General features: G+C 68.3%; 16 protein-coding genes, 1 tRNA gene and 1 pseudogene. 8 read left to right on the forward strand and 10 right to left on the reverse strand.

The annotated features are described in order from the left end of the window. Positions 1-166: 166 nt before the first annotated feature. Positions 167-349, reverse strand: coding sequence for a hypothetical protein (locus ACWGIU_RS21980; RefSeq protein ID WP_453708263.1), 183 nt, complete (start codon positions 347-349; stop codon positions 167-169). A 269-nt stretch (positions 350-618) separates the two neighbouring features. Between ACWGIU_RS21980 and ACWGIU_RS21985 the strand changes: the two genes are divergently transcribed. From ACWGIU_RS21985 to ACWGIU_RS22010, 6 genes are all read left to right on the forward strand, one after another. Beyond that, positions 619-912, forward strand: coding sequence for a hypothetical protein (locus tag ACWGIU_RS21985; protein WP_453708265.1), 294 nt, complete (start codon positions 619-621; stop codon positions 910-912). Next, on the forward strand, positions 896-1315 hold the full coding sequence (locus tag ACWGIU_RS21990; RefSeq protein WP_453708267.1) for a hypothetical protein: 420 nt from the start codon (positions 896-898) through the stop codon (positions 1313-1315). Before ACWGIU_RS21985 ends, ACWGIU_RS21990 begins: the two co-directional genes overlap by 17 nt. Further along, the gene (locus ACWGIU_RS21995; protein WP_453708269.1) at positions 1312-1530 is read left to right on the forward strand and encodes a hypothetical protein; all 219 of its coding nucleotides are present in this window, start codon (positions 1312-1314) and stop codon (positions 1528-1530) included. The genes ACWGIU_RS21990 and ACWGIU_RS21995 overlap by 4 nt, the downstream gene beginning before the upstream one ends. Further along, a complete protein-coding gene (locus ACWGIU_RS22000) occupies positions 1527-2552 on the forward strand; it encodes a hypothetical protein (RefSeq protein WP_453708271.1) in 1026 nt (341 codons plus the stop codon). Before ACWGIU_RS21995 ends, ACWGIU_RS22000 begins: the two co-directional genes overlap by 4 nt. Before the next feature lie 47 nt (positions 2553-2599). Continuing rightward, positions 2600-2857 carry a hypothetical protein gene (locus ACWGIU_RS22005; protein WP_453708273.1) on the forward strand — a complete coding sequence of 86 codons (258 nt, stop codon included), beginning with the start codon at positions 2600-2602 and terminating at the stop codon, positions 2855-2857. 156 nt (positions 2858-3013) lie between these two features. Continuing rightward, on the forward strand, positions 3014-3202 hold the full coding sequence (locus ACWGIU_RS22010) for a hypothetical protein (protein ID WP_453708275.1): 189 nt from the start codon (positions 3014-3016) through the stop codon (positions 3200-3202). Positions 3203-3563: 361 nt separating this feature from the next. Here the strand turns inward: ACWGIU_RS22010 and ACWGIU_RS22015 are convergent, their stop codons facing one another. From ACWGIU_RS22015 to ACWGIU_RS22045, 7 genes and pseudogenes are all read right to left on the reverse strand, one after another. Continuing rightward, positions 3564-3800, reverse strand: coding sequence for a hypothetical protein (locus ACWGIU_RS22015; protein ID WP_453708277.1), 237 nt, complete (start codon positions 3798-3800; stop codon positions 3564-3566). Between the two features lie 84 nt (positions 3801-3884). Further along, positions 3885-4445 carry a hypothetical protein gene (locus tag ACWGIU_RS22020; protein ID WP_453708279.1) on the reverse strand — a complete coding sequence of 187 codons (561 nt, stop codon included), beginning with the start codon at positions 4443-4445 and terminating at the stop codon, positions 3885-3887. A gap of 2 nt (positions 4446-4447) precedes the next feature. Next, entirely contained in the window at positions 4448-4981 is a 534-nt protein-coding gene (locus tag ACWGIU_RS22025; RefSeq protein WP_453708280.1) for a hypothetical protein, read from the reverse strand. A 209-nt stretch (positions 4982-5190) separates the two neighbouring features. After that, entirely contained in the window at positions 5191-5418 is a 228-nt protein-coding gene (locus ACWGIU_RS22030; RefSeq protein ID WP_453708282.1) for a hypothetical protein, read from the reverse strand. A gap of 9 nt (positions 5419-5427) precedes the next feature. After that, positions 5428-5574, reverse strand: coding sequence for a hypothetical protein (locus ACWGIU_RS22035; protein ID WP_453708284.1), 147 nt, complete (start codon positions 5572-5574; stop codon positions 5428-5430). Positions 5575-5583: 9 nt separating this feature from the next. After that, positions 5584-6111 carry a hypothetical protein gene (locus ACWGIU_RS22040; RefSeq protein WP_453708291.1) on the reverse strand — a complete coding sequence of 176 codons (528 nt, stop codon included), beginning with the start codon at positions 6109-6111 and terminating at the stop codon, positions 5584-5586. 69 nt (positions 6112-6180) lie between these two features. Beyond that, positions 6181-6339, reverse strand: a pseudogene (locus tag ACWGIU_RS22045) (helix-turn-helix domain-containing protein); the annotation flags it as partial. Between the two features lie 112 nt (positions 6340-6451). Between ACWGIU_RS22045 and ACWGIU_RS22050 the strand changes: the two are divergent. Then, positions 6452-6646, forward strand: a complete 195-nt coding sequence (locus ACWGIU_RS22050; RefSeq protein WP_453708286.1) for a hypothetical protein — start codon at positions 6452-6454, stop codon at positions 6644-6646. A 267-nt stretch (positions 6647-6913) separates the two neighbouring features. Here ACWGIU_RS22050 and ACWGIU_RS22055 read toward each other — a convergent pair whose 3' ends face one another. Together ACWGIU_RS22055 and ACWGIU_RS22060 are read right to left on the reverse strand one after the other, a co-directional pair. Further along, a complete protein-coding gene (locus ACWGIU_RS22055; protein WP_453708288.1) occupies positions 6914-7108 on the reverse strand; it encodes a helix-turn-helix transcriptional regulator in 195 nt (64 codons plus the stop codon). Positions 7109-7554: 446 nt separating this feature from the next. Continuing rightward, positions 7555-7628 (reverse strand) — tRNA-Trp (locus ACWGIU_RS22060). 61 nt (positions 7629-7689) lie between these two features. Here ACWGIU_RS22060 and ACWGIU_RS22065 point away from each other — a divergent pair. Next, entirely contained in the window at positions 7690-8046 is a 357-nt protein-coding gene (locus ACWGIU_RS22065; protein WP_453708290.1) for a hypothetical protein, read from the forward strand. The last annotated feature ends 28 nt before the right edge of the window (positions 8047-8074 follow it).

An 8074-nucleotide genomic window follows, 5' to 3' on the forward strand; every position in this document is an offset into this window, starting at 1 on the left:
GTACAGGGTCGTGCGGGAAAGCCCCGTCAGGCGGCCGATCTCGCGGATGTTCCTCCGACCCCCGTTCCACAGGTCGGCAGCGACTTCCTTCAGTTGCGTCGTCACGGAGGCGCGCTGGTCCCGCAGTTCTTCGGCGCGCCGGGTGAGCTCGTCGCTCATCTGGATGTCAGTCCTCGTCCTCGTAGTCCCAGGTGGTGCCGCGGTCGTGCTCTCCGACATGGGACTCGACTCCGTCGTCCCACCGGATGGCTTTGATGTCGTCGCGCCGACCGCCTATGGCCGTGATGGTGCCGCCGATCTTCTGCGCGCCGTCGTCGTCGAGGTATCCGTAGATGCGACCGTTGATCACGATTCCTCCTAGGGCTGATCGAGCGGTGGACCCCCGCCTGTGTCCACTAGTGTGCATGTCCAGCGCTGGACAGTCAAGGGGTGCTGCATCCCGGTCGCGGTAATCACCAGTAACCGAGGCCCGAGTTGGGTGGCAGCGACCTCGATAAGATGCCATATCGGCGCCCAAAATTGGTACAATTGAGCATGCCCAAAGACTCTCGTGATGAGCTGTCTGCGCGACGCCGCGCTCGGTCACTCGGAGCCGACTCCACCGATCATCAGACTGTGATGCCGGAGCAGCTCGACTACTGCCAGTGCAACCGTGGCCCCGTAATCGGGGTCGTGCACTTCAACGCCGACCGACTCTGGTTTTTCGCGATGGAGAGCTACCAGGCCCGCACCCACCACGACGCCGCAGACCTTCGATGCGTCGACTGCCTCGCCGATGCAGCTCTGGCCGTCGCCACGGGCGCCATCCGCAATCAGATGAAGGAAGTGGCGCGTCAGCGCGCCGAAGAGATCGACGCGGACAGGCGTCGGACCGCGATGCGCGAGGAGGCAGCCAGTGACACGGCCCGATGACCCGAACTGGCTGTGGGAGTTCCGCGCCGAGGACTTCGTGCACGCCCGGCTCCGCGAAGACCTCACCGCCGCCGAAACTCTCCCGGCAGGCACCGAGCGGGACATGGCCGTCGACCGCGTCATCTCGCTCCGCCTCGCCGTCGTGCAGCACTCCCCTTACGTCGACTCCGACGGCAAGTCTTGGGCGCGCTGCTTCACCTGCGATCCCGCCTGCGGCTTCCCCTGCTCCACCATGCGGTACTTCACCCGCATGTGGCGGCACCACCCGGACTACCTCCCCGCCTGGAACGACACCCTCGACGGAGAAGACGGCCCGTCCTGCTGGCAGCAGGACCAGCTTCGCATCGCAGAGCTGGGCGGCTACCGGCACGAGTTCCTCGCGAACCACCCGGAGGCGGCATGACGAACTTGGTGGACCGCCTCGAAGACGCCATCCGGGAGAGCGGAGTGCCCCGCCCCTTGATGTTCCGGGACCTTGATCTGCTGGTGAACCACAACTGGGTCCCGTACCGCGAGGGCGAGGAGACCCCCCGGTGCCTCTGGAGCGGCGACCGCTTCCCCTGTCTGACGATCCAGCGACTGGCGGCCGACTACGGATTGGTGGTGGACGAGGCGTGACCGACGCAAGCAGCCTGATCCCCTACCAGCCGAGCGCGGCCCCGGCCGCCTACGACCCGGCGACCCTCGCCGTCCTCGCCGCCATGGAACAAGCCGCCGAGGAACACCTCGACGCCATCCGCCCCCACAACACCAAGCGCGGCTACGCCAACGACTGGAACCTGTGGGAGGAGTTCAACGACTGGCTCGGCGAACGCACCGGGCACCGCGTCGCCTCGACGCACGTCACCAAGGGCATGCTCGTCGGGTTCGTCGTCTGGCTCGACACCATCAAGCTCGCCGCCCCGGCCAGCATCGACCGCCGCATCACCGGAGTCACGGTCACCGCACGGTCGCTAGGCGTCGAAGTCCCCAAGCAGGCCACGGTCGCCGCCCGGCAAGCGCTGAAGCCCCTCAAGCTCGACCCCGACCGCATCGCCCGAGGTCGAGGCAAGGCCCCTGCGGCCACGCCCGAGCAGCTCCGCCAGATGTACGCTGCCGCCCCCGCCGGGCTCGCCGGCCTCCGAGACCGCGCCCTCTGGCTCATGGCCTTCGGGATCGCCGGCCGCTCCGCCGAAGTCTCCGCCCTCCGCGCCGACGGCATCAAGCACGTCAGCGAAGGACTCGACGTCCACGTGCCGTCGGTCAAGCAGCGCCCACCCCGGGACGTCGTCGTCGCCTACGGCAAGAACCCGGACACCTGCCCCGTCCGCGCCTGGCTCACCTGGAAGGCGGCGGCCGGACTCACCAGCGGGCCCGCCTTCCGGCCCGTCAGCGTCCACGGACACCTCGGCACCGACGGGCTGACCGCGTCCGGCTGCCAAGAGATCATCTCCCGTAGCGCCGAACGCGCCGGGGTGGCCGTCCGCCTCACTGGCCACTCGATGCGTGCCGGGTTCATCACGACCTCCCGCAAGGCGGGGAAGCGTGAGGAGAAGATCCGCGCGCAGTCCGGGCACGCCGCCAACTCGCCGGTGTTCTGGGGGTACATCCAGGAAGCCGACCGCTGGGTCGACGCCGCATCCGACGACATCGGCCTGTAGCAGCGAACAAGACGTTATGCGCTGCCCATCGAAGCAAGGAGGAAGCCATGCAGGAACCGACCACTCACGACTTCGGCCCCGGCAAGCGGTGCTGGGGTCACGACTACGCGATCACCAAGGTGGTCGACGCCGGGCAGCGCATCCACGTCACCGGCTGGGGGCCGCGCATGAAGGTGGGGGACTTCATGCTGCTTGCGAACAAGGAGCGCGAGACCAGGTACCAGATCGCCGAGTACAGGCCGGTCATGGATCCGAACGACATGTGGCACGCCGTACTGGACTTCGCGCCACGCAAGGCCGCCTGACCGCCCTGCCGCACTGGAGTCACCCGAAGGAGACGCCATGTCTGGTCCGTTGATCGTCGGAGCGTTGAGCGTGTACGCCATCTTCGCTGCGATCGTCTGGTTCTGCTGGCAGGCGAACAGGATCATCCGCGATAACCCGCACCCGAAAGGGGCGCCATGAAGGTCATCATCGACGGCACGTGGGAGCTCGAACTGACGGCGCCTCCCCGCGTTGACGACCTCATCGTCGGTGGCGCGACGGTAGCGCGGGTCGCGGAAGTCGTCTGGCTCATGCCGGATGAGCACGACGATGAGGTCCGTGTGCACGTCCAGTTGGATAAGGGCGAGGCGGCCAGGCCCGCCTGATCCCTGCCCGCTGTGGGCGCCTCGTGTCACACTGGTCCTGAGCCCCTGATACGGGCAGGCGTGCCAGGCGCTTGATCGGCGTCTGCGCGGGGCGGGCAGCGCGAACCCCTGCGCCGGGGAGGGACGTGAAGTCCCGGCCCGCCACCATCGTCGAGAGCCCCCACCTTCGGGTGGGGGCTTCTTCATGTGGCGCCTGTTTCTCGCCACGACCTCTGTTGCGTGGCTGGTTCCAGTCCATTGCTGTGGTTGTCGGGCCGGCTCCCTGCTCCCAGGCGGAGGCCCCCGCTGCCGGCCCCGCCTGCTTGCGGGCGGGGCCGCGCCCGTCGCCCTCCCGGCTCCCCACGGGAGGGCCGCCGCGCGCCTACGTCTCGTCCGGCTCCTGGTACACGTGCGCCTGTCCGCCTTGCCACGCTATGGCGGGCGAGTCCCCGAGCACCATGTCCTCGGGGTCGGGTATCTCGATCCGCCGCAGGAATTCGATCAGGTCCCGGTCGCTGTGGGCGATGCCGAGGACGGTGTCGACGCCGTGGATACGGATCACGACCCGCCGGCCGCCCGACGGGGTGATGCGGTGCACGAGGATCGGCGCACGGTCCATACGACCAGCGTGCGCGAGGGCGGGCGAGGCGGCATCCGGACAGCATGAAGCCCCCGACCATCATCATGATCGGGGGCTCTGCTGTCAGCCCAGGAACGTGTCGATGTCCGCCCGGTCCCACAGCGGCGTGCGGTTCACGTGCCGGGCCGGCTTCGGCGCCTGCCCGCGAGCCACGTAGGCCGACCAGGTCGAGACCGCGATCGGCCGCCCGTGCTCGCGCAGGTAGCGGAGCACCATGTCCCGGGTCATGCCCTGGTCCTCGGCGCCGACAGCCAGGGACGGGACGGGCGTGTCCGGCACGTAGCCGAGGACGTGCCAGTCCGGCGGAATCTTCCGGGCCTCGTGCTCCAGGTAGGCCACCGGGTCCATGCTCGACTCCAGCGGGTACCGGGCCCAGCCGCGCCACGGCCGGCGCTCCGGCCGGCTGGCCTCCTCCTCGCTGTGCCACAGATGCCAGTCCGGCATGACCTCACGGAGGGGGCGCTCGTGCTCCATCCAGATGTCGGCGGCCGTCTGGAGGGGGGCTGCGGCGACGGCTTCGGCGAGGGTGCGGGCGCGTGGCGACAGTGCGTCGAGGTCGACCTCGTCGTAGGGCGCCTCGTTGTCCCCGTCGTCGCAGCGCAGTTTGATTCGGACGGTGGTCATGGTCAGTACTCTCCGGTTCCGCAGGAGGGGCAGTCACCGTTGGCGGGGAGCTTCAGGCCGCAGTAGTGGCAGTGCGTCTTGGCGGCTTCCGCGATCTCGGTGCTGATGGCGCGGAGTTCGGCGATGACGGCTGCTGCTGTTGCCGGGGTGAGGGCGGCGATCTGGTTGATGTACTCCTTCTTCAGGAGTGCGGGGCGGAGGGCCTGGGCCTCGTCGTGGCTGGTGATGCCGGCTCGGGTGAGGGCTTCGGCGATGTGCTCGCAGCCGAGGTTGTGCTTCCGGGTGATGCCTGTCGGCCAGGCGGCGACATATTCGCGGCCGCGGGCGGCCATGGTGCCGGGGGTCGGGGTGGGTGTGGCGGCCACGGTGTTCCTCCAGGTGCCGATGGTGATGCGGCGGGCGAGAGAGGAGGCGTCGATGATCCAGCGGCCGGCGGTCTTGATGGCGGTGATGGCTCCGCGGCGGCACCAGGTGCGGATGGTGGCGGTGGTGACGCGGGCCTGGGTGGCGGCTGCGGTGGTGGTGAGTGTGGTCATCGGTCCTCCCCTGTCGATGACCACAAGCTACAGCCTCACGCTGTACAGCGTCAAGCTGTATATGGGGTGAGGTCACACCTGAATCGATTGTCGGTGGCCGTGCCTACGATCAGGTCATCCCATTCAAGGGTTGAGGCGGGCTGCCTCGCTGCACGATCCCGCCCCACCGGACCCCACGCGGGGACAGCGACCGGCGGGGCGGAGGTCTGTCAGGCGTCGGCCGGCTGCCGGGTCGCATCCTTGGCGGCCTGCTCGACCTTGTGCCGCTCCTGCCCCGACGCCTCCGCATGCTCGGTGACCGCAGCCTGCAGCGCTTCGGCGGCCTCAAGCCACGGCCGCCACGCCTCCCGGCTGTACACGCCGGCCAGCGCCCGCTCCCGCGCCTGGTTCGCCGCACGCTGGAGCTCAATCAATTCGTCGGAGAGTTCGATAGCCACGCAAGGATCCTAGGCCGCCAGCTCCTGCTCGGCACGGTCCGCCTCAGCCCACTCAATGATCAGCCGGTAGTAGCGGTCCCGGTCCTCAGCCCGCGGCTTGGCGCCCTGCAGCAGCGCCCGGATTTCCTCGTTCACCAGCTCAGCGGACCGGATCATGCCGCCATGCTACGAGCCGCCACCGACATCCGGAACCGGTCGGCCAGCAGCCCACAACGTCTCCGCGTGATGCGTGAACCGGTCGAAGAGACCGTCAGGCTGCAGCCGGCGGAGGCGCAGCATCGGCGAGTCGTGGCCCAGCAGGTCCGCGATGTGCGGCGTGACGAGCGCGTCCTCCTCGTCGAAGGCGAAGACGGACAGCGAGATGTGCCCGTCGGAGAAGCGGGCCTCCAGCCCTGGCAGCGGGCCGAGCTTCCGGAGCTGGTCCAGCGTGATCCGGATCCGGGTGGACACCGACAGCGGAACATCCTCGACCTGCTCGCGCCGCCGGGTCACCTCCGACTCCGGATCGCCCAGGAGGAACCGGACCCGACAGCCGGCCTCCGCCTTCGCCCGTAGACGCTCGGCAGCCCGCGGCTGCTCCTGCCACAGAAAGTACGACGTGTACCCGGCGAAGATGATGTCTCGCTTCGACCCGTCGATCAGCTGCGACCACACCGTCGGCGGGCACAGGTTCCGGTACGGATATGACGCCACGATTTCCCGGTCCGGCCCAGTCTTGAGGACTTTGCCCAAGGCCTCTGACCACAGCATCTCCGGTCTCACTCCCAGCGTTTCTGCAACGGCTGCCCGCGTCCTGGGGTGCGGGACTCGCTCTGAGTCCAGCCACCTGTCGACGGTCTTCCCTGATACGCCGACCCTACGGGCCAGGTCCTCCCGGGTCACCCCGGCATGTCTCAGGGCGTCCCTGAGGGCGACGTTCACGAGGATCCCCTGGGGGCGTGTGCGGGCATGCGGGTGACGCTACCGGCGATGTGTCCCAGGTGTCCCGCAAAGGCGGGTGGAAGCGTCCCTCGCGGCCGGGCAGAGTACGGGCATGAACCAGCCACCACCCCTTCCGCCGGTCGGCGATCTGTCCGAGCAGCAGGTCCGCGGTACCGCGTGCGTCCATTGCGGGATCTGCCTCGACAACGCGACCGCGGTCGACCTCGGCGAGCGCCGCACCCGGCGGGCCGGCGAGCTGCTGCGCTGGTTTCCCCGCGCCTGCCCCCAGCACGGCGCGGGCACGTGACCCCCGCCCCTTCCGATGCGGCGGCTACGGGAGGGGCGGGTATGGAATGCAATCGAAACCGGTCGGTAGGTTTACCTCCGCTTTAACAAACTTTCTCGACCGTATGTTCGATCGAACATCAGTCAACCGATAGGTAGAACCTGACCGTTCGTGGCGTTTGCCCAGGTCGAAGCCAGATGGCGGATGGATATATCTAAGAACCCACTAGCCCCACGTGCATGGGACATGCAGACTGGGGCAATCGCAGTACGTGGCCGAAACGTTCCCCTACGCGTTCGGCGGCAGCAGGCTTTTCACCGAGACGCGGAGGACGCAGGCGATGCGCAACAGATGGCTGATCTTCGCGTCCGTCGTGCCGCCTTCTAGGCGCTGGATCGTGGAGCGGTCGACGCCGGCCCGCTCAGCCAGCCGCTCCTGGGTGAGGTTCTCGTGAATCCGGGCTACGCGGATGCGGTCGCCCACGGCTCTCTGGGCATCGCGAATCCACTGATCTTGTTCGGGTGGCACCAGCCCAGGTCAACCTAGCAAGATCAACTTGTCAGCAGCAGAATTGAAGCATTGTCTGATCTAGGTCGCTCGTTCGACCGGCCGGCGACACGCAACTTCCCACCTGGCGCCCCCCTCGGCGTCACCCAGAACGTGCCGGGCGCCCGAAGATGGTGGGCCCATTGCCGGTCACCCGGCACACGGCGGCCCCCCTGTTCGCAAGACAGGGGGGCCGTCCCACATGGCCACTGACCTGGATCTTCGAGCCAACCCCCGTAGGAGATATTTGGGGGACGCGATCCACCCAGCAGACTCCGAACAGAGTCCAGCAGACCACCAGCAGAGTCCAGACAAAAAAGAACGCCCAGACGGGAGACCGGCTCCCACCTGGGCGTTCTCGGCATAGCAGCACTTCAAAGATGCAGGGGCGGCAGGATTCGAACCTGCGGCCTTCGGTTTTGGAGACCGGCGCTCTGACCAGCTGAGCTACACCCCTTCGGTGGGACCAACCATGACACGAACGGGCCCGGAGATCCAATCAATTCTGGCTCGACCGGGTGAGAGTTCCTCACCGGTGGCCAGGAGTACGTTCCGACCGTGGACGACGAGCCGATCTGCACCCGTGGTGCGAGCGTGAGCTCTGGCGGGGAAGGCTGCCGCCCGCCGTCTACCGGGACTCCCCCGCCCCGGCCGCGCATCTGCTGGACACTTCCGGCCAGCGCTTCGCCCGCGACGACGTTCCCACCACCGCGGGGCCGGCCTTCCCCGGGACCGTCACGCTCGACCCCGGCGGCACGGCGGAGGGCTTCATCACCTTCCGACTTCCTCAGGACGCCGACCCGGCCGCGGTCCAGTTCGCCCTCGACACCGGTCTCGCCGACGACGTCGGCCAGTGGAGCCTGCCGCTCCCGTAGCGGGCGAGTTCCGGCCGCCCCCTTGACC

Source organism: Streptomyces sp. NPDC054840 (genome assembly GCF_053611065.1).

Coding starts and splice junctions, on each gene's coding strand:
- ACWGIU_RS21985 (WP_453708265.1), top strand. CDS start 619: ATGCCGGAGCAGCTCGACTACTGCCAGTGCAACCGTGGCCCCGTAATC.
- ACWGIU_RS21995 (WP_453708269.1), top strand. CDS start 1,312: ATGACGAACTTGGTGGACCGCCTCGAAGACGCCATCCGGGAGAGCGGA.
- ACWGIU_RS22005 (WP_453708273.1), top strand. CDS start 2,600: ATGCAGGAACCGACCACTCACGACTTCGGCCCCGGCAAGCGGTGCTGG.
- ACWGIU_RS22010 (WP_453708275.1), top strand. CDS start 3,014: ATGAAGGTCATCATCGACGGCACGTGGGAGCTCGAACTGACGGCGCCT.
- ACWGIU_RS22015 (WP_453708277.1), bottom strand. CDS start 3,800: ATGGACCGTGCGCCGATCCTCGTGCACCGCATCACCCCGTCGGGCGGC.
- ACWGIU_RS22020 (WP_453708279.1), bottom strand. CDS start 4,445: ATGACCACCGTCCGAATCAAACTGCGCTGCGACGACGGGGACAACGAG.
- ACWGIU_RS22025 (WP_453708280.1), bottom strand. CDS start 4,981: ATGACCACACTCACCACCACCGCAGCCGCCACCCAGGCCCGCGTCACC.
- ACWGIU_RS22035 (WP_453708284.1), bottom strand. CDS start 5,574: ATGATCCGGTCCGCTGAGCTGGTGAACGAGGAAATCCGGGCGCTGCTG.
- ACWGIU_RS22050 (WP_453708286.1), top strand. CDS start 6,452: ATGAACCAGCCACCACCCCTTCCGCCGGTCGGCGATCTGTCCGAGCAG.